This window comes from Shouchella tritolerans (assembly GCF_025770735.1).
Taxonomy (GTDB): Bacteria; Bacillota; Bacilli; order Bacillales; family Bacillaceae_D; genus Shouchella; species Shouchella tritolerans.
The window spans coordinates 65,922-83,522 of sequence record NZ_JAODPB010000003.1 but is presented as its reverse complement, the minus strand read 5'-3'; the positions used below and the strand labels follow the sequence as shown (position 1 = coordinate 83,522).

Annotated in this window: 17 protein-coding genes; 4 read left to right on the top strand and 13 right to left on the bottom strand. The window is 41.4% G+C overall.

Annotation, left to right across the window (positions count from 1 at the left end; all coding sequences use genetic code 11):
* Positions 1-75: 75 nt before the first annotated feature.
* Both N6H06_RS10890 and aadD2 read left to right on the top strand, forming a co-directional pair.
* Positions 76-447, top strand: a complete 372-nt coding sequence (locus N6H06_RS10890; RefSeq protein WP_404830347.1) for an ArsR/SmtB family transcription factor — start codon at positions 76-78, stop codon at positions 445-447.
* Between the two features lie 332 nt (positions 448-779).
* The gene (gene aadD2, locus N6H06_RS10885; RefSeq protein ID WP_263706503.1) at positions 780-1,550 is read left to right on the top strand and encodes an aminoglycoside O-nucleotidyltransferase ANT(4')-Ib; all 771 of its coding nucleotides are present in this window, start codon (positions 780-782) and stop codon (positions 1,548-1,550) included.
* A 75-nt stretch (positions 1,551-1,625) separates the two neighbouring features.
* On the opposite strand, the gene blaI is transcribed toward aadD2, so the two are convergent.
* Together blaI and N6H06_RS10875 are read right to left on the bottom strand one after the other, a co-directional pair.
* On the bottom strand, positions 1,626-2,006 hold the full coding sequence (gene blaI / locus N6H06_RS10880; protein ID WP_011245129.1) for a penicillinase repressor BlaI: 381 nt from the start codon (positions 2,004-2,006) through the stop codon (positions 1,626-1,628).
* A 27-nt stretch (positions 2,007-2,033) separates the two neighbouring features.
* Positions 2,034-3,788, bottom strand: coding sequence for a BlaR1 family beta-lactam sensor/signal transducer (locus N6H06_RS10875; RefSeq protein WP_263706499.1), 1,755 nt, complete (start codon positions 3,786-3,788; stop codon positions 2,034-2,036).
* A gap of 175 nt (positions 3,789-3,963) precedes the next feature.
* Between N6H06_RS10875 and blaBCL the strand changes: the two genes are divergently transcribed.
* Positions 3,964-4,869, top strand: coding sequence for a BCL family class A beta-lactamase (blaBCL, locus tag N6H06_RS10870; RefSeq protein WP_263706497.1), 906 nt, complete (start codon positions 3,964-3,966; stop codon positions 4,867-4,869).
* Between the two features lie 354 nt (positions 4,870-5,223).
* Positions 5,224-6,180, top strand: coding sequence for a tRNA glutamyl-Q(34) synthetase GluQRS (gene gluQRS / locus N6H06_RS10865; RefSeq protein ID WP_263706495.1), 957 nt, complete (start codon positions 5,224-5,226; stop codon positions 6,178-6,180).
* A gap of 155 nt (positions 6,181-6,335) precedes the next feature.
* On the opposite strand, the gene N6H06_RS10860 is transcribed toward gluQRS, so the two are convergent.
* From N6H06_RS10860 to N6H06_RS10810, 11 genes are all read right to left on the bottom strand, one after another.
* Positions 6,336-6,941: an ABC-2 transporter permease gene (locus N6H06_RS10860; RefSeq protein ID WP_062748950.1), complete on the bottom strand. Its 606-nt coding sequence runs from the start codon at positions 6,939-6,941 to the stop codon at positions 6,336-6,338.
* Positions 6,934-7,800: an ABC transporter ATP-binding protein gene (locus N6H06_RS10855; protein ID WP_263706492.1), complete on the bottom strand. Its 867-nt coding sequence runs from the start codon at positions 7,798-7,800 to the stop codon at positions 6,934-6,936. Before N6H06_RS10855 ends, N6H06_RS10860 begins: the two co-directional genes overlap by 8 nt.
* A 5-nt stretch (positions 7,801-7,805) precedes the next feature.
* On the bottom strand, positions 7,806-8,177 hold the full coding sequence (locus N6H06_RS10850) for a GntR family transcriptional regulator (protein ID WP_062748954.1): 372 nt from the start codon (positions 8,175-8,177) through the stop codon (positions 7,806-7,808).
* 597 nt (positions 8,178-8,774) lie between these two features.
* The gene (locus tag N6H06_RS10845; RefSeq protein ID WP_263706489.1) at positions 8,775-9,713 is read right to left on the bottom strand and encodes a VanZ family protein; all 939 of its coding nucleotides are present in this window, start codon (positions 9,711-9,713) and stop codon (positions 8,775-8,777) included.
* A gap of 125 nt (positions 9,714-9,838) precedes the next feature.
* Positions 9,839-10,939 (bottom strand): sensor histidine kinase, encoded by a 1,101-nt coding sequence (locus N6H06_RS10840; RefSeq protein WP_263706487.1) that lies wholly within the window; start codon positions 10,937-10,939, stop codon positions 9,839-9,841.
* A complete protein-coding gene (locus N6H06_RS10835; RefSeq protein WP_263706486.1) occupies positions 10,932-11,621 on the bottom strand; it encodes a response regulator transcription factor in 690 nt (229 codons plus the stop codon). The genes N6H06_RS10840 and N6H06_RS10835 overlap by 8 nt, the downstream gene beginning before the upstream one ends.
* A gap of 280 nt (positions 11,622-11,901) precedes the next feature.
* On the bottom strand, positions 11,902-12,939 hold the full coding sequence (locus N6H06_RS10830; RefSeq protein ID WP_263706484.1) for a sensor histidine kinase: 1,038 nt from the start codon (positions 12,937-12,939) through the stop codon (positions 11,902-11,904).
* The gene (locus tag N6H06_RS10825; RefSeq protein WP_263706482.1) at positions 12,936-13,610 is read right to left on the bottom strand and encodes a response regulator transcription factor; all 675 of its coding nucleotides are present in this window, start codon (positions 13,608-13,610) and stop codon (positions 12,936-12,938) included. The genes N6H06_RS10830 and N6H06_RS10825 overlap by 4 nt, the downstream gene beginning before the upstream one ends.
* 28 nt (positions 13,611-13,638) lie before the next feature.
* Positions 13,639-15,804 (bottom strand): ABC transporter permease, encoded by a 2,166-nt coding sequence (locus tag N6H06_RS10820; RefSeq protein ID WP_263706481.1) that lies wholly within the window; start codon positions 15,802-15,804, stop codon positions 13,639-13,641.
* Positions 15,794-16,573, bottom strand: a complete 780-nt coding sequence (locus N6H06_RS10815; protein ID WP_263706479.1) for an ABC transporter ATP-binding protein — start codon at positions 16,571-16,573, stop codon at positions 15,794-15,796. Before N6H06_RS10815 ends, N6H06_RS10820 begins: the two co-directional genes overlap by 11 nt.
* A 455-nt stretch (positions 16,574-17,028) precedes the next feature.
* Positions 17,029-17,601: a histidine phosphatase family protein gene (locus tag N6H06_RS10810; RefSeq protein WP_263706476.1), complete on the bottom strand. Its 573-nt coding sequence runs from the start codon at positions 17,599-17,601 to the stop codon at positions 17,029-17,031.

The window sequence follows — 17,601 nt, the reverse complement described above, 5'->3', positions numbered from 1 at the left end:
AGCAGAGAATTGACAAAAAAACAGAACCTGTCTAAAATGAGTGACACCATTTTCACGACAAAGGAGGGGAGGAATGTGAACAAGAAAGCAAACGACGGCGACCGTTGTGAAGTGTTTTGTTATGATGAGCAGAAAGTGAAACGAGTCCAAGAAAATGTAAAAAATGAGACGTTTGCCCCCCTTTCTACTATGTTTAAAGCGTTAGCAGACGAAACAAGGCTAAAAATTGCTTATGCCTTAACAACCGAACAAGAGCTATGTGTATGCGATGTTGCCCATATCATCGGCAGCTCAACAGCAACGGCATCGCACCACTTGCGCCAATTAAAACAAGCCGGCGTCGCCAAAAGCCGCAAAGACGGAAAATGGGTATTTTATTCTTTGCAAAGTCCCCATATTGCCGCTTTTATTCAATATTCGTTTACACAACAAAAAACATCGGTTTAACACAGCTTTTCTAAAAGTGAGCCGTTTTTCAAACATTTCCCCTAAAACAGGCAAGCCGCTGCAACAGCTTGGATAAATACCCGCAACCATCCCTCCGAAATACGATAATGAGATCGAATTCGAGCGTGCGAAATCGTCACTATCTGAAGAACAAATGACAAACAATTATGTCATTTCCCTTGCCAATTAAATGCCTTTTAGGTAACCTTTTCTTAATCAAACAAATAGGGGTGGTTCGAGTGCACCGAAAAAAAATCCCCCGTTAATCTCGAGGTCCTCCATTCATCGTTCATGTCACACACCCAAATTGAAACAAAAGGAGATGGATGTGAATGAACATGAATGGACCTGCACCAATGTCGCAAAAAGAAAGACTTCAGACTTGCCATGAAATTGCCGAGAGATTACACGAGGTTTATGGAAACGACATTCTCGCCATCGGCGTCTACGGTTCTGTGTCCAGAGGCACAGATGGCCCTTTCTCAGATATTGAGATGTTTTGCGTACTCCGTGACTCGACTGAAACGGTAGATAAAAGTTATGAATGGTCAGCTGGACCGTGGAAGGCGGAAGTTGACGTTTGTTGTGCGAGCATTCTGCTAAAAGACGCTGCAACTGTTGAAGAACGATGGCCATTGACACATGGGCCTTACTTCTCTCCGCTTCGTCTCTATGATCCTGAAGGCTTCTTTCAACGCTTGCGGCTTGCAGCTGAATCGCCAACAAAAGAAGATTTCCGCCAAGCTATTCATGAAATCCTTGTAGCAGAAATGTATGAATATGTTGGCAAGCTTCGAAATGTAAACCGAAACGGCCCTTCTACCTACTTGCCATCCTTGGCATTGCACTTTGCCCACTATGGCGCAATGTTGATCGGCCTCCACAATCAGACACTCTTTTCTACGGGCGCAATGGTTTTGCCTGAAGCGCTGAAACTCCCACATCAGCCAAAAGGGTTCGACCAAGTTGCCGAGTTAGCGATGTCTGGAGACTTAGCAAAACCAACGAAAATCGTGGCCGCCTGCGAAAATTTCTGGGAAGGCCTAGTCGCGTGGGCAGCGGAACATGAATACGTCATTCACTCAAAACGAATCCCGTTTTAAGCAATGTCAAACCGATCATCCTTTGTAAATGAACGGAGGCAGCTTCTCATACTGAGAGGCTGCCTTTCGAATCGACTATTCTTTCCGTTTTTGTTCTAAGATCGCGTACAGTTCATCCAGCTCTTCTTTTGTTAGTGATTCTTCCTCCAAGAATTGGACCAACAATGGTTTTACTGTTCCCCCGTAAACTCTCTTTACGAAAGACTGCGCTTCTGCATGCTTACACTCTTCTTCTGAGTATAGTGGAAAAAAGACATAGATTTTCTGTTCTTTATCCACGCCTACTACTTTCTTCTTCGTTAATCGATCCAGTAACGTACGAATCGTTTTCGGCTTCCAGTCCGTTTGCTCTTGGATCGCGGAAATGACTTGATTGGCTGTTTGCGGCCCCTTTTTCCACAAGACTTTCATTACTTCCCATTCTGCTTCTGATATGCTAGGTGTTTGGTTCGACATCTTTCTCTCTCCTTTTGTCACAACTAATCAATAAATTCCTTTGCTTGACAGAATGGATAAAGTGATTTCAGCAGCCGTGCTTCCAAATGCATGATCTTGCTGTTGAATGTTTGTCGCAAAAAAGTACGTATCCGTTTCAGTTTCGACAAATCCGATAAACCAACCATTTATTGCATGGCCGTTAACAATGCCAGTCCCGGTTTTTCCATAAAGCGTGCCCTTTTGATTTTCTTCAAGTTTCATAACCTCTTTAACGAATTGCACATGCTCTTCTTTAAAGTCTAGTTGGTTTGTATAGAAGGAATGTAGAAGCTCTACTTGTTCTACTGGTGATATCTTCAAGGAAGATTCCAACCAATAGTGATTTAATCCACCGGAAAGATCTTTATTCCCATAGTCTAATTGGTTTACAAAAGATTGAATGTTCCTTTGTTTCATCCGCTCGTCTAACTCTTGAAAGTACCAAGTGACCGATTGGCTCATCGCCGATTTCAAATCTTGCCCGCTATTCCAGGCTTCATCCTCGTATTCGACTCCATCCCAATCTAGCCATGAATCATCTCGCCCAATCACTCCTAGTTCCAATGCCATGAGCGCGGTGTAAATTTTATAGGTAGAATTGGGGGAAACTCTCCTTACACTTTTTTCTTTATTATAGATTTCGAACTGGTCGCTGTTTAAGCTATATAATACAAAACTACCCTCATTTCCTGCAAAATGAGTGCTATAATCTTCAACAACCGCCTGGCTTTCATCAAATTGGTAGCGCTCTGTAGAAACAGCGGTTGCCGTTAAAAAAGGAAATTGAGCAATGACAAAAACGCTGAGAATAGCAAAAACAAACATGCTTTTTAATTGGCGCCGCTTTGACTCGCCAGTAAAAGAAGCAATATTCAAGATCCGTATTTTTAAAGCCTTTTTCGAACTATGCAGTTGGTTCGTCAAATGGAAAAACCGAGATTTTCTTTCCAGAAAACGCATGATCGTCTGGCCATACGTTTTATACTCCCGCTGGCCCAATGTAAGCAAGACCTCCGTATCACAAGCTAATTCCCGATCAAGACGCATCTCTTTAAAGGCTTTCCATACTAAAGGATGAAACCAATAAACCATTTGGTAAACGACAAATACATAGTTCACTTTAATATGTTTGCTTTTATAATGGTGCAACTCATGCAACAACACATGTCTGATTTCATCATCAGATAGATACAATTCGATATTTTGGGGCAACAAGATATACGTCTTTAACAATCCAAAGGTCATTGGCGTTTGAATGGCAGGGGATTCTAAAAGCGTTAATGTATTCGTTATTTGCAATTCTGCCATGCAATCGCTAAACGCCTTTTGGACTTTTTGATTTTGTATGCGACTTGCAGCTTTTACTAACCGTTGTAGCTTTGCATAATGGTACAACGTCAATAAAAGGAAAAAAATCATTCCCCCAATCCAGATTGAAACAACCGCTGAATGAATGAACGTATCGTCAAAGCGACTAACGGACGTGCCAAAATCAACCATCCACTGCTCATTTTGATTCGCAAAACCGAAACGCTCCTGTGATGAAGGGGGAATCTGTTGACGCCCCTGGTCAAAAAAAGACAAGCCCGTCAATAGATGAATCGGTATAAACGGAAGCGTCATCACAGTAATGAGTAAAAACCATAAATGATAACGCCATTTTGCCGACAATTGTTTATAAAAAACGGCTCTCGCACAAAAGATCACTAGAATCGTTGCCGTTATTAATACAAGAGAAAGTAAAATATGCGGTAACGTCATTTTTATCCCCATCTTCCATCCTTTTGCTTCTGACTTCCCACCCCTCATAACCATAAAAAATTGTAGCATTCCCATCCGTGAATGTAAATTTCTATTGACAAAATAGACTACAAATGTAATATTAGATTACACGCGTAGTCAATACACGTCACACATTATAAAAAGGAGTTTTTTTATGCTGAAAACAAAAATGACGTCGTCTATCCTTGTAGGTGCCTGTTTACTGTTTGGTTGTTCGAATAGCAATGAGCAACCGGTTTCCAACGAACCTGAACCTGAAAAGTCTGTTGAGACTGGAGAGGCGGTTTTTAAAGCGTTAGAAGAAGAGTACGCCGCCCGTCTTGGCGTATTTGCTTTAGACACCGGGACAGGCGAAACGGTTTCCTACCGCGCCGATGAACGCTTCACCTATGCGTCTGCCCACAAACCACTTGCCGTTGGCGTTCTGCTTCAACAAAAATCAATAGAAGAGTTGGAACAATTGATAACGTACTCGGCTGATGATTTAGTAAACTACAATCCAATTACCGAAAACCACGTTGAGACAGGCATGACACTAAGAGAGCTGAGCGATGCTTCGATTCGTTATAGCGATAACACGGCTGCTAACTTAATTTTCCATGAAATCGGCGGGCCAGAGGGCTTTAAAGAAGGACTTCGAGCGATTGGAGACACGGTAACCGAACCTGAACGCATCGAACCTGAGCTCAATCATGTTGAACCTGGAGAGATCCAAGATACGAGTACACCAGAAGCGTTGGCCAAAAGCTTGCAAGAATTTACGTTAGGAGAGGCGCTACCAGCTGACAAACAGGAACTGTTAATCGATTGGCTAATAGGAAACACGACTGGAGATGCTTTAATACGTGCTGGGGTGCCAGAAGGTTGGGACGTTGGCGACAAAACAGGAGCAGGTTCCTACGGGACTCGAAATGATATTGCCATTCTTTGGCCACCTGAAAAAGAGCCCATTATTTTAGCCGTCCTATCCAGCAAAGACGAAAAGGATGCCGAATATGATGATGAACTGATCGCGAAAGTAACAGAGGAAGTGATCAACCTCCTCGCCCAAACAGAATAGTAGCGTTCTATAGTGGGGAGCTCTCTCCCATAATGGAATACCATTTTGACCAGCAAGAAAGGCTAGGGTCCGTTAATTCTCTCAACCTTCTTAACTATATGGGATTGCAGGAGGTACAGCATTCTACACAAACGCCTCCTCCTCTCTACACCCATTGAGCAGCAAAAAAATTGCCCAGACAGGCAGTCCGTGATATGATTTTTCTGTACGAACATGCCTGTCACACAGACGACGGCAAATTCAACAGCCGTCCGTTCACCGTTGGCTTTTATATCTACCTAGAATGTTGTCAAAAACCGATCAAACGAGCAGGGATAACGATCCTTCGCTCGTTTTTTGTACAGGGTGATTACAATGAATCAAATGAGAGGTCGGTTCGCGCCTACACCGTCAGGCGAGCTCCATCTCGGCAACCTTTACGTTGCCTTGCTCTCCTGGCTTCAAGTGCGGCAAGGAGGCGGACAGTTCATTTTACGTATTGAAGATATCGATCGTCCACGGTCACGGGACGAGCTCGTTGGGCCGATGATGGACGATTTGCACTGGCTTGGCTTGGATTGGGATGAGGGCCCAGACCAAGGCGGAGCAAACGGCCCATACTACCAATCGAAGCGGCTGCACCTTTATGAAGAAGCACTACACAACTTGCAACAGCAACAGTTGCTGTACCATTGTTATTGCAGCCGAGCTGAGCTGCAAGCAGTCGCTAGCGCTCCCCACGGAGTTGCCTCGGAAGGCCAAGCCTATCCTGGGACATGCAAAAGGCTGACCGCGGCGGAGCGAGCGGCCAAAGCGGCCAAAAAGACGCCTTCATTGCGCTTCGCCATAGACAAATGGCCCACTGTTGGAAAAACGGACTTTGAAATGGAGAGGCTACTACGCCGCGGCGGCGATTTTGTCGTTCAGCGCGCAGACGGTATCATAAGCTATCAACTTGCTGTTGTCGTCGACGATGCGTTAATGGGCATTACGGATGTCCTCCGTGGCCAAGATTTATACGACTCCACACCAAGACAGCTATTGCTATATGCCGCGCTCAGGTATACCGCTCCCCGATTTGCACATGTGCCATTGCTTTACGGGCCGGATGGGCGGCGGTTGGCCAAACGGCATCGTGATTTGTCATTGGCAGCAATCCGCGCAAATGGGTGCCGGCCAGAGGATATCATTGGCCTACTGGCAGCGTTAAGCGGTTTAATTGAGCGCCCAGAACCGCTGACCGCCACGGAATTAATTCCAGAGTTTCGGCTAGAGAAGCTGACGAAAGAGCCGATTTTATTGGACGCGCATTTGCTGCAACTGCTCAACTAACCGATTGATTTGGCTGGCCGCTGCGACCTTTTTAAAGGATAGCCAATGGCAGCAGCTGTTTCACAGAAAGATAGTGACACTAACTTTTACTTAGGCCATAAGCGCCATAGAGACCTCACTCCCATCGCGCGATCAAATCATGTGGGCCAGACGGCTTAGAACACTTTTCGTTGGTAAATCACATGGGTAATTCCCCAAGAAAGAACGTAGACTGCCAAGATAATCAGTGCCGCTCCTGAATATAAAGCCGGTACTGATAAATGGACAACAAAGTTGGTAATTGCTGATAATTTTTCAGCTAAAAATATCACAATAGACGGTCCAATGCCTACGAAAAGGAAGAAACTAATCAGAACAACGATTGAAATAAACCCCGGTTTAAATATATAAAATAAAGGAAAGGTAAACGAGACAAACAATAAGAATAAACCACTGCCCATGGCAATATCCGACAGCGTAAAAGGTTTATTAAAAACAAACAACGCCAAACTAGTGATTACAATCGCTAAACCCATATAAACAATCGCACCAATATAACGGGATACAATAATTTCCGTCCGTGTATAAGGCAAGGAATTTAATAATATGTTTGTTTCAGCTTTTTCATCGTAAGCATGCGTGTTAAAGGGAATAAAAATACTGGCGACGAGAAAAATCAAAACTGGATGAGTATCCATAATAATAAAAAATAAAATAAAGGGAAGATACACGATTAGTTGCCTTTTCTGTAAGATGAGATCACGTTTGATTAAATTAAACATCGTGTGTACCCTCTTTCAAATAGTACATAATATCCTCCAAAGAAGCTTGTTCAATCACAACCGTATCGCCAAAGATATCGTTCACTGCCTCGATGTTATCCGTTAATGCTTCAAATCCAGTTGATGCACGATGAGTATGAACAAAGGCCTTTTCCGTGTCCCTATCCAAAAGTTCGTTTCTTCCTTTAACAAGGGCATAATTTTCGGCAATATCGTGGATCGACTTATTAAATACTAGTTTCCCTCTTTGTATAAAAGCGATATAATCAGCGATCCGATCCAAATCAGTCGTTATATGGGTAGAAAAGAAAATCGTCCGATTGCCATCAATCATCAATTCTTGTAAAAGATCCAACAGCTCCCGTCTAAAAATTGGATCTAAGCCTGCTGTTGGCTCATCCATAATGATCAGCTCTGCATCATGGGATAGCGCGATCGCCAATGAAGCCTTCATTTGCATCCCTTTCGAAAATGTCTTTATCGCTTTATTAAGGGGTAACTCGAATTGGTCAACATATTGATAAAACGATGTATCGTCCCAGTGTTTGTAAGCTGGCGCCACAATACGCTTAATATCTTTTAAGTTCAGTCCTTCAAAAAAAATATTCGCATCGTAAACAAATCCAACCCGGTCCTTGATCGCCTTTTCATGCGTTTTGTAGTCGAGCCCAAAAACCTTAACTTCCCCGGCATCAGGCTTTAATAAATTCATCACTATTTTTAACGTTGTTGATTTGCCAGCTCCATTTGCACCAATGAATCCCGTTACAAAGCCCTGCTTTACTTGTAGATCAACATCTTTAATGGAAAAATCTTCAAATGTCTTCGTTACATTTTTTAATTCAATTACATGTTCCATTCCTTTTACTCCTCATATAAAATCTTCAATAATTCCTGGAGGTCTTCAAGAGACAGCCCGATTTCTCTGCTATTTGCAATAACCGTACTCAGCTGCTCCTCAATGACCCTTAACTTCTTCTCCCTCATAACCTCCAAATTTTGCTCCGCAACAAAAGAGCCTTTTCCGACAATAGAATAAATAAAACCGGCCTTTTCTAACTCCTCATAGGCACGCTTTGTCGTTATTACACTAATTTGTAAGTCCTTTGCAAGTTTACGCATAGAGGGGATTGCCGTTCCCTCTGACAGCTCACCTGATAAAATAGCCGATTTAATTTGATTCGTAATTTGTTCATAAATTGGCTCCTTCGAACTGTTGGAAATAATGATTTGCATGCCAATCCCTCTTCTTTGTTTTTTACAAAATACGCTCTTATAAGGATAATGTTTTACTGATATTCCCCAAACTTTCATATATTGTATATATACTATATACCCATTATATACAGACATGATCCGCCATGCAACCTTTATTGCTTCTACCTCCCTGATAACCGACGGTTGTATAACAGAGAGATAAAAACCCCTTTTCAATCGATTTTATCGAGAGAAAAGGGGGGCCTTATTTCTACTAACCATTGTGGGCAATCCTGGTCCTGATGACTTACTTTGCTTTCATAAAGTAAATCGAACCTGTAAAATAAAACAACAAAGCAAATCCATTTAACAAGACTAACCGTAACGACGACGATGAGGATGACACCAACAATTGGACTAATGTAGCAACAGAGACGGAACTTACCGAGTGGGGAGTTCCACCAAGCCATTCAAACCTAAAAAAATTGGCAGAAAGGTACTGATTTAATCGTAGTTTTGTTCAAAGGCCCCATAGCCAAATAGGTTCATTTAAGGGAGGTGCCTTTGCGGGTAATGCCCCCTCCTGCCTCACCACCTAACGATGTTTTCAGAGTTGGTCTTTATTCAGAGTATTTATTATTCAACCCATTCAACAACGACTAAGTAGTCAACCTCTTCTCCATCTGTACCCCATATCATCACATCGTTTTTGTTTTTGCTGTATGACTCACCTTTCTGTGAAATAAAATCAGAATACGTGATTTGTTCATAACGTTGATGTTCTCCAGAGATTGAATTGAAAAAGTAGTCTATTTTATGATAGCAGACATATATGCGGCTATCAGCTGTTAAATGAAAGTCGAGCCGTTTCTTCTGTTCTGTTGCACTTTGCACAGTTAATTCCACTATCAGTGTGGAATCTTTTACCTCAACTAGCTTTCCGCTAAGATAATTAGGTGTTTCGATAAACTCCTGAACAAGTTCTTCGTTTTCTACAACTACGTTTTTCGGAAAGAGTGTGAATAAATCGGTATGAGTAACGAATAAAATGCTTAAAACAATCGTTCCTGAAACCATGGTCAAGGCTACCATCGAAGCGAGCAGAGAAAAGCTTGATGCTGCCTTTTTCTTGATAATCTTAAAAAACCAATAACCGATAATCGTTCCACACGTATTTAAAATCAAATCATCAATATCCGTGCTTCCCAAACCAAAGAGAAGCTGACTCATTTCGATAAATGCACTTAAAAGAATGCCACTGAAAAGAATATTCCTACCCTCTCTTTTTATAATAACGGGTAGCAGTAGTCCTAAGGGAATAAATATCCCGATATTCCCAAGAACATTTTCCATTATTCGCATGGTTGAGAGATCCGTTTTTACCATATCCAAAATAGATGCAAAAGGAATGACATTTATCGTTCGTTCACTTGCACCTATTGCAGCAAAAAAATTGTATAAGCTCACCTGTTTAAACAGGGTAATACGAAACAAAAAAACAAGATAAAGAGCAAAAAGGCCATAAAGACAATAAAGCAATACTATTTCTTTTGTGCTATGTTTATGAACCGTCAATCCATCGTTCCTCCATTCACTAACTGTCAAATTAAAAACGGTTTACTTTATTTAGATGCTACTAAATAAAAGCAAACCGTTTATTGTTTATTTCTTACGCAAATCTTATTTTTTTCTTATCTTTTCTAATTGCTTTTATCGAGAGGCAAAGCAAGTGTAAAAATCGTCATTTCATTCATACTTTCTGCGGTGATCGTTCCATTATGCAGTCTCATAATCTCCTTTGCAATCGCTAATCCAAGCCCTGCGCCACTTAAATCAGAATCTCCTGAAGGGTTGGTACGATAAAACTTATCAAATATACGTTCTAGATGATTAGGAGGTATCGTTTCCCCATGATTTTTAATCATCACCGTTATCCGTTCACTTGACTTTTCTGCAGTAACCTCGATCACGCTTTGAGGATAGCTATAGGCAACGGCATTTTTTATGACATTGTTAAAAACCCTTGCGACTTTTTCAGCATCAGCTAAAACCACTAAATGATCAGGAATGTCTAAATGGAAGTGTAGTCCTTTTTTTCGCAGCAATGGGTAAAATTCATTAGCTATTTGCTCAATCAAAAAACTTAAATCGACTTGCTTTTTAACAAATGCTTTGTCCGATAAACTGTAACGTGTGATATCAAAGAATTCATCAATCAATTTTTCAAATTTCAATGCTTTTTCAAATGCCGTTCTGATGAACTTGTTTCGTTGTTCCGGCGGCATATCCGGCGCTTCACATACAAGACTTAAATAGCCAATTACAGAAGCAAGTGGTGTTCTTATATCGTGGGCAAGATACGTAAGGGTATCAGACTTTTTTTGAGCTTCTAGTTCAATAAAATGCTGCTGCTCTCTGTTTTGCGCTTTTAAAAGATTGAGCCGGTTTTGCAAATCAGAAAACTCTGCTGGTAAGACAATCTCCTCTGTTGAATAGTCTAAAACGTCGTCGAGACTGTCGATTATTTTCATCATTTTTCGTGAGGAATGCGATTCAACGGCGATCCATATCAAAAATTGTGAAGTTGCCAAAACAAATAAGATAACTGCCGGTTCATAAGAATGAATGAAATAAGCGAAGTCATAGCCGAGCGCCCATTCAAGGATGATATAAAAATAGTCTGCAAAAGCGATCTCTACGATGAAATAGCAAAGAAGAAAAACAACGAATCCAGCAACCGCCGATACGAAATGTCGAAGCAATAATGTTTGTTTATATTTTTTTGAAAATGTTTCATTCAATGATATACCCTACCCCCCAGATCGTTTTTATATATTTAGGGTCCTCTCCCGTATCGCGTAGTTTTTCCCGTATATGTCTAATTTGAACCATGACCGTATTTCTGCTGTTTTTGAAATATTTCTCGCCCCATACTCGTCTAAACAGTTCGTCTGCACTAAAAACTTTCCCCCTGTTTTCGCATAAAAGCCATAGGATGGAGAATTCTTTTGGCGTCAATCGAATGGCTTCACCATTCAAATAGCATTCATGAGCGGTTTTATTTAAATAGAGGCCTGTAACCGTAAGAGTCTCTGATGTGTTGCTATCTTTTCTGTCATAATGCTGGACGCGTCTTAATTGAGCTTTGACACGCGCGACTAATTCAACTGGCAAAAAAGGTTTCGTAACGTAATCATCTGCCCCTAATGATAGCCCCGTAACCCGGTCGATTCCTTCTGTTTTTGACGTTAGCATAATGATGGGATAGGTATATCTTTGTCGAATGAGTTTGCACAAGTCAAACCCGTTTCCGTCTGGCAGCATCACATCGATAATGGCTAAGTCAAAACGTTCATGTTTAATAAGCATCCGTGCCTCCTGTGAAGAATAGCACTTAGACACTTGAAAATTTTCATTATGTAAATAGATCTCGATTAAGTCGGCAATCTCTTTTTCATCATCAATCACTACTATCCGGTTCATAGGATATCACTTCCTTGGCTTTCTCATTACGGTGGAGGTTTAGTATGCTTTAATGTTTGCTGTCATCATATACAGCTATTATATCAGAGCTAGGACAGGGGAACAGGGGAGGAGTATCGTGTATTCAATGATACGTGACAGAACAACTACTCTTCGCGAAGAGTATAAAAAAGCTTTCAAAAGGAGAAAGCTTAAGAACATACTTATAGAATTTTTCTAAATCGCTTTGACTTTTTATTCATGAACCTACCTTACGTGACATTCTTTGGAACCGCTACACTTACTGCTTCACCTTCGGAAATCCTAGCGACAGGGTCAACCCGGAACCAGGCTCTGATGTGGCCTCCAACTGAATCGCTAAATCATAAGCCATCTTGCTCACTAAGAAAAGCCCCATTCCTGTTGCTTGCCTTGTATAAGCCCCTCGCCCTCCAGTAAAACCTTTGTCAAAAATAAACGGTAAATCTTCTCTCGATACACCAGGTCCATTATCACGAATATGCAAAACCGTTTGATCACTGTTTTCGTCATATGCGGTTTCAAATGTGATTATTGGGTCATCCTGATGCTCTGCAATGTGTTTTGTACTATTGGCGATAACTTGTTCTATAATAAACGCTAATCCTTTGCGGTCGGAGAGAATTTCCGTCTCTTTGCCTACGAACTGAATTTGAAAACCAGATTCATCGAGTAATGTTTGGTAGTCTTCAATCGTCTGTTTACAAAACGCTAGGACGTGGATCGACTCAAACAGATAATCTTTATGGGCAGCTCCAAGTCTGGCATAATACAAAATTCGCTCTACGTCTCCACGCATTTGATCTCTGACATGAAGCAGGCGCTGTCGAACAAGGGGAGACATTTCGTCACTGCGGTTATCTAAAACCAATGTCATCAATGACAGAGGTTTTTTCATTTCATGCACCCAACCTTCAATATAGTTTTCATAATCGGCGAGCTCAAGCACTTGTTCATTTCGTTCCTCTTGATAGGACCTTAGAACGCTTCCGATTCTGCGGATAAATGGCCAATGTGTTTTCGGAGATACACGGCATAACATTTCTTCGTTCGCCTCATTCGGTTCTAACAAAAAATCTTCAAAGGCAGCTTCGATTCTTTTTTCCTTTCTCATAATCAGGAATACAGATACCGATATCATCGCTAACGTAAAAACAATCATTAAGCTTACTAAAATGTTAAACGTTTCAGGGTAAGCTAACCAAGCGAAAAAAATAAATAAAAGATTGGTTAGCATTAGCATAAAAAACCATTGCTTATACGCATGAAAACAATCATAGATGTGTTTGACCCGTTTCATGATTTATACTCCTTAAGTCGATACCCTTGGCCCCTTACCGTTTCAATTTGGCCTTCCAAGTTTAATTGCCGTAGCGTCTTTCGCAAACGCGTGAGATTGACTTGAATGGCATTTTCGTCTATAAATTGGTCGGTTCCCCATAAGAGCTCACTCAGTGCTTTTTTTGACACAATCTCAGGGCGACTCTGTACTAACGCCAATAAAATTTTCCCTTCATTCGCCGATAAGACGAGCGACTCGGCCCCCTTATACAACGTATAGGTATTGGGATCAAGCGAAAAATTGCCGCCATCGACCAAGCCTGGTTGTCTCGCAAATCGTCTTAACAAGTTTTGAATGCGGGCCAATAAGCGATCGCGATTGCATGGTTTCGTCAGATAATCATCGGCACCTAAATGAAAGCCATGTAACTCATCTTGTAACTTGTCTCGCGACGTCAAAATCAATATCGGGCCAATCCCTTTCAATTTTAGGCTTTTGCATATATCAAATCCAGATTGCTCTGGTAAATTGATGTCTAACAAGACTAAGTCAGGTGCCAAAGTGGCGATTTGAGGCGCAATGTCACGGAAATCTGTAACCGCTACGACATCAAACCCTTCTTTTTTCAAAATATCCATTAACTCTTCTCTCATCCATACATCATCTTCAACGATTGCAATCCTCGCCACTTTAGCACCTCCTCTGTACAGATACTCGTTAATCGATGTTTGGCTTCCACCGTAATTTATCAATCTCATGGTCAGCCGAACGGGCAACAGCGACTCCATAAATCGCTACAATGGCGATCACGATACAGGCAAAGGCAATCGCGATAGGATACAGGAGCGGATCGTCCTCAAAGCGAATTACCACAAATGAAATCATTGCCCTTATCCCAACAGCTGCACTTACGCATGCGAGAGACATCGGTAACAAAAAGGCCCACAACACCTGTGTATGCATCGATTTTTTCATTTGATCACGTTTGGCGCCTAACATGGATAGAGTGACATAGCGCCCTCCAGTCTGCTTCATTTGCGTCAAAAATTGTAAAGCCAATACCGTGCAAGCAATAATTAAAAACAAGAATCCCATATACAAGACAGTATAACTCCCAGCAACGACATAGAAGAGCCGGCGCCCGAAGTTTTGCAAGTAACTTTCAAACGCGAAGCCTGAAGTTGTTAATATGTCCCTAGCCTCCATTAGTGGTTTCATTAAACCTTGCTGCTCCTGCAACTTTTGCGGGATTCGGAAATTCCAATAGGACACATACGTTTCCTTATTGACTAATTGTTCAAACATCCGGTCAGTCACAATAAAGGCTGAAAAGATCTCCACGGAACGGTCCGCTACCAATCCTCTCATAGGAATCGATGGGCGTATGAACATGTCTTGATTATCAATACTCAGCAAACGTTGCCCCTCTTTTGCCGCCTTATCAAGAATCGAATCAAGTACAGGCATGCGATCAAGATTTTCCATAGGGACAAAATCCGGGTTAAAGTACAAGGCGATTTCATCTGAATCAAGGTTCAGGGGTTGTTCTCCTATCGCTGTTAAAAGTCCATTATATGACGATTCAGGAATTAGATAAGGTGTCGTTGTATCCATTTCTAACACCCCTAGCAAATTAAGGGCTTCGGGGTTCTCTGAACTAATATCGTAACTTTGCATTTCTCCAGATAAAAGTTGCTCCTTATAGTCGCTGGGCAAAGCTAGGATGAGTTGCTCTTTTAATTTAGACCAATCAACCAATGACAGTGGCATCCCATCTTCCACCCGCTCTCCCTGATGGTTCATCTTTCCCATTTCCAACAAAGTTGAGTCTTCCACATAAGGGCGCATTTTTTCGGAAGCCAAAAATGGCTCCACTTTTTGGCTCTCTCCGTTAACCGTAAAATCATATACCGAGGAATCTCGATTATACAAACTGTCTAAACTCAAAATCGTTGAAGCACCATTGGCAATTAAAATAATCGACAACGTGAGCAAAATCGATGTGACCGCAACAGCAGTTGAGCGGTTGGCGACGTTCTCTTGAAACTGCCTTAATGTAAAGGTGTGCAGCCCTTTCAGCGATTTACGCTTGGACAAACTTGCCCAAATGCCTAGTAGCTTTCCAAACCCCCTTATAAAAAGGATCGTTCCTAAACTTCCAAGACCCAGTGCCACAAACAGAAGCAGTCCGCCAAAGTCCGCAAACCGATATAAAACAATCCAATAGGCAACACCTAGTAAGACAGAACCTAGTCCTACATGGAGTGCATTGCCTTTCACATGCCCCATATCCGTTTTCTTGTCCATTTGCTCATACAGTAATTGATGGACCTCCTGTTGAAACAATTTTACACCAAGCATGACCAATGCAATAAACTGGATCAATAAAAAGCCAATAATCGTAAAAATAATCGCCTCTACTGACAAACTAAATTGATGGCCGATGATCCCCTGTCCAACTAACTTAGAAACGGTCAAACTAATGATTTCTGCTAAAAAGCCCCCTACTAAAAGACCTCCAGCGAGGGCCAAAATCGAAGTCATCAGCCCCTCAGCCAAAAGCTGGACAATTAGACGCTCCTTGCGCATTCCTAACATAAGGTAAAGCCCAAACTCTTTACTTCTTCGATTTAATTGGTACCGATTAGCAAATAAAACCAAGAAAAACAATAAAAATAACGCAAACAGATAGACAATCTGCATTTCAGCTAGCAGCTTATCAATCGCATCACTCTCAAACTCCCTTAAAAATAAGATAACATCTTGTTTGCCAAGTGAAAGAATGATATAAAACGAAGCGACTGCTGTTACAAGAGTAGCAAAATAAATCGCATTTTCCTTACGGCTTCGTTTGGCATTACGAAAAACCAGCCTAGAGAACATTGGCGCTTCCTCCCCCAAGCTGAGCTAATACCTGTAAAATTCGTTCATAAAATCGTTCTTGTGACTCATCCTGTTTTCGACGCAGTTCATGAAAAATGACACCATCTTGAATAAATAGGATTCTTGAGCAGAAGCTTGCTGCGTTCGGGTCATGGCTAACCATTAAAATCGTTCTTCCACTACTCCGATTAATCCCTTCCAGCTTGTTCATTAACGTTTTTGCCGAGCGTGTGTCCAATGCCCCTGTCGGTTCATCGGCAAGGACGATATCAGGATCAGAAATCAAACAACGGGCAGCGGCGACTCTTTGCTTTTGCCCCCCAGACATCTGAGCGGGAAATTTGTTAAGGATGTCGGTTATTTCTAAAAAGCCTGCTAGCTCGTTTATTTTCGCTTGTGCTTTGGCAAAATCGACCCCATGAATGGACAATGGCAACAATATGTTTTCTTGCCCCGTTAAATTATCCAGCAGTTCAAAGTCCTGAAACAAATAGCCAATCCGACTGCCGCGATACTCTGCCAAATCCTTGCTGTCAAACGCGCTAATGTTTTGCCCATTTAACAGGACCCGCCCTGACGTCGGTTTGATCATCGTCGCAATGCAGTTTAACAATGTCGTTTTGCCAGAGCCGCTCGGTCCCATGATTCCTAAAAATTCTCCAGGAAGAATATCAAACCGAACACCGTTTAAAGCTTTCGTTCTATTGTTTTTCTTTCCGTAGTGTTTTTGTAAGTCTTGCACCTCTAATAATTTTCCTTGGCTGCCCATGTATAACTCTCCCTCTTTGATTCTCATTTTCCGGAATGATCATCGATCGATGAAGCTATACACATTATAACCAGTCTAAAATTAGAAAAATACTTACAGATGGTGTAAGGGACCCTGTTTAATTGCCGTTCCCAGCAAACCTACAACGTATTAGGACAGGATCGATACACTGGAAATCGATAAATCGCGTGTCTTGCCCTTCATAAAATAAATAAAGCGTTCGGTCTTTTGACCAAACACTTTACGAACGTGTACAGCTATAATGATTTCGCCTCATATAGACCCAGTACTTTTGTTTATTTAATCAATGCATTCTGATATTCACATTAGCTTCCTAGCCAATTTTTCTCAGAATCACACTAGCTGCTTTTACAGCACCGCCAGCCTCCCGAAAGCTTTTTGCCAGTTTCTGTGCTTCTTTTTTATTCGTATTTATAATGGTTGCAATACTCGCGTTAATTCAATAACGAATATGTTGTACACCCCCAGTGTTTAACACTTGATTTTCTTTTTCCTTCCCAATTCTTTTTCTTTAGTTCTTCGGCAATCAACCTATTGAAAAACCCGTGCCCAACTAAAACAACTGATTTATACTGCTCTGCATACTTTACTAATTGTTCAGATGCTAATTTAGCCCTTCGCTTTGCACTTGTCAAAGGTTCACATCGTTTTGAATAACCACACAGCCAGAGACATCTCAACATAATCGTCCAACTATTTGGACTCAGTTTTAACCCCAATTCTGTTGGAGACGTAGGCAATTCTATTTCCCGAAATAATGAATCAGAAATGACACCTACATTTTTATTTTGATTTAAAAAACTTGCTGATTCAATTGCCCTTTTCAAATCACTTGTAATCAAAACATTTGCTGTCCCTATTTTTTCAAGTGTTACTGATGGGTAAGCATTCTCTTCAAAAACTCCACTGCTATCATACTTTTCAACCCATTTTTGAAAATCTTTATAATTTATTCGATTACTTTCTAGGTGCATCGATTTCCCATGTCTAATTAATGAAATTTCCAT

What these genes read in the sequence shown, in the direction of transcription:
- N6H06_RS10850 (WP_062748954.1), bottom strand. Translation starts at nt 8,177, where the DNA reads ATGCAAATCATTATTTCCAACAGTTCGAAGGAGCCAATTTATGAACAA.
- N6H06_RS10815 (WP_263706479.1), bottom strand. Translation starts at nt 16,573, where the DNA reads ATGGGCAGCCAAGGAAAATTATTAGAGGTGCAAGACTTACAAAAACAC.
- blaBCL (WP_263706497.1), top strand. Translation starts at nt 3,964, where the DNA reads ATGCTGAAAACAAAAATGACGTCGTCTATCCTTGTAGGTGCCTGTTTA.
- N6H06_RS10820 (WP_263706481.1), bottom strand. Translation starts at nt 15,804, where the DNA reads ATGTTCTCTAGGCTGGTTTTTCGTAATGCCAAACGAAGCCGTAAGGAA.
- N6H06_RS10835 (WP_263706486.1), bottom strand. Translation starts at nt 11,621, where the DNA reads ATGAACCGGATAGTAGTGATTGATGATGAAAAAGAGATTGCCGACTTA.
- N6H06_RS10875 (WP_263706499.1), bottom strand. Translation starts at nt 3,788, where the DNA reads ATGACGTTACCGCATATTTTACTTTCTCTTGTATTAATAACGGCAACG.
- gluQRS (WP_263706495.1), top strand. Translation starts at nt 5,224, where the DNA reads ATGAATCAAATGAGAGGTCGGTTCGCGCCTACACCGTCAGGCGAGCTC.
- aadD2 (WP_263706503.1), top strand. Translation starts at nt 780, where the DNA reads ATGAACATGAATGGACCTGCACCAATGTCGCAAAAAGAAAGACTTCAG.
- blaI (WP_011245129.1), bottom strand. Translation starts at nt 2,006, where the DNA reads ATGTCGAACCAAACACCTAGCATATCAGAAGCAGAATGGGAAGTAATG.
- N6H06_RS10830 (WP_263706484.1), bottom strand. Translation starts at nt 12,939, where the DNA reads ATGAAACGGGTCAAACACATCTATGATTGTTTTCATGCGTATAAGCAA.
- N6H06_RS10855 (WP_263706492.1), bottom strand. Translation starts at nt 7,800, where the DNA reads ATGGAACATGTAATTGAATTAAAAAATGTAACGAAGACATTTGAAGAT.
- N6H06_RS10810 (WP_263706476.1), bottom strand. Translation starts at nt 17,601, where the DNA reads ATGGAAATTTCATTAATTAGACATGGGAAATCGATGCACCTAGAAAGT.
- N6H06_RS10860 (WP_062748950.1), bottom strand. Translation starts at nt 6,941, where the DNA reads ATGTTTAATTTAATCAAACGTGATCTCATCTTACAGAAAAGGCAACTA.